Source organism: Peribacillus frigoritolerans (assembly GCF_004358755.1).
Lineage (GTDB): Bacteria > Bacillota > Bacilli > Bacillales > Bacillaceae > Bacillus_P.
Window position 1 is genome coordinate 1 of record NZ_SMZY01000015.1, and the last position, 1,502, is coordinate 1,502.

Genomic DNA, 1,502 nt, shown 5'->3' on the forward strand with positions numbered 1-1,502 from the left:
TCTCTCAAAACTAAACAAAAACCAAAAGCGTCCTCATATATTCCTTAGAAAGGAGGTGATCCAGCCGCACCTTCCGATACGGCTACCTTGTTACGACTTCACCCCAATCATCTACCCCACCTTAGGCGGCTGGCTCCTTGCGGTTACCCCACCGACTTCGGGTGTTGCAAACTCTCGTGGTGTGACGGGCGGTGTGTACAAGGCCCGGGAACGTATTCACCGCGGCATGCTGATCCGCGATTACTAGCGATTCCAGCTTCATGCAGGCGAGTTGCAGCCTGCAATCCGAACTGAGAATGGTTTTATGGGATTGGCTAAACCTCGCGGTCTCGCAGCCCTTTGTACCATCCATTGTAGCACGTGTGTAGCCCAGGTCATAAGGGGCATGATGATTTGACGTCATCCCCACCTTCCTCCGGTTTGTCACCGGCAGTCACCTTAGAGTGCCCAACTGAATGCTGGCAACTAAGATCAAGGGTTGCGCTCGTTGCGGGACTTAACCCAACATCTCACGACACGAGCTGACGACAACCATGCACCACCTGTCACTTTGTCCCCCGAAGGGGAACCTTCTATCTCTAGAAGTGGCAAAGGATGTCAAGACCTGGTAAGGTTCTTCGCGTTGCTTCGAATTAAACCACATGCTCCACCGCTTGTGCGGGCCCCCGTCAATTCCTTTGAGTTTCAGTCTTGCGACCGTACTCCCCAGGCGGAGTGCTTAATGCGTTAGCTGCAGCACTAAAGGGCGGAAACCCTCTAACACTTAGCACTCATCGTTTACGGCGTGGACTACCAGGGTATCTAATCCTGTTCGCTCCCCACGCTTTCGCGCCTCAGCGTCAGTTACAGACCAGAGAGTCGCCTTCGCCACTGGTGTTCCTCCACATCTCTACGCATTTCACCGCTACACGTGGAATTCCACTCTCCTCTTCTGCACTCAAGTTTCCCAGTTTCCAATGACCCTCCCCGGTTGAGCCGGGGGCTTTCACATCAGACTTAAGAAACCGCCTGCGCGCGCTTTACGCCCAATAATTCCGGACAACGCTTGCCACCTACGTATTACCGCGGCTGCTGGCACGTAGTTAGCCGTGGCTTTCTGGTCAGGTACCGTCAAGGTGCGAGCAGTTACTCTCGCACTTGTTCTTCCCTGACAACAGAGTTTTACGATCCGAAAACCTTCATCACTCACGCGGCGTTGCTCCGTCAGACTTTCGTCCATTGCGGAAGATTCCCTACTGCTGCCTCCCGTAGGAGTCTGGGCCGTGTCTCAGTCCCAGTGTGGCCGATCACCCTCTCAGGTCGGCTACGCATCGTTGCCTTGGTGAGCCATTACCTCACCAACTAGCTAATGCGCCGCGGGCCCATCTGTAAGTGACAGCCGAAACCGTCTTTCCAACTTGAACCATGCGGTTCAAGATACTATCCGGTATTAGCTCCGGTTTCCCGGAGTTATCCCAGTCTTACAGGCAGGTTGCCCACGTGTTACTCACCCGTCCGCCGCT

At 54.4% G+C, this 1,502-nt stretch carries 1 rRNA gene; it reads right to left on the reverse strand.

Annotated features, from left to right (window positions below):
- Positions 1-48: 48 nt before the first annotated feature.
- A 16S ribosomal RNA gene (locus E2R53_RS22890) occupies positions 49-1,502 on the reverse strand; the annotation flags it as partial.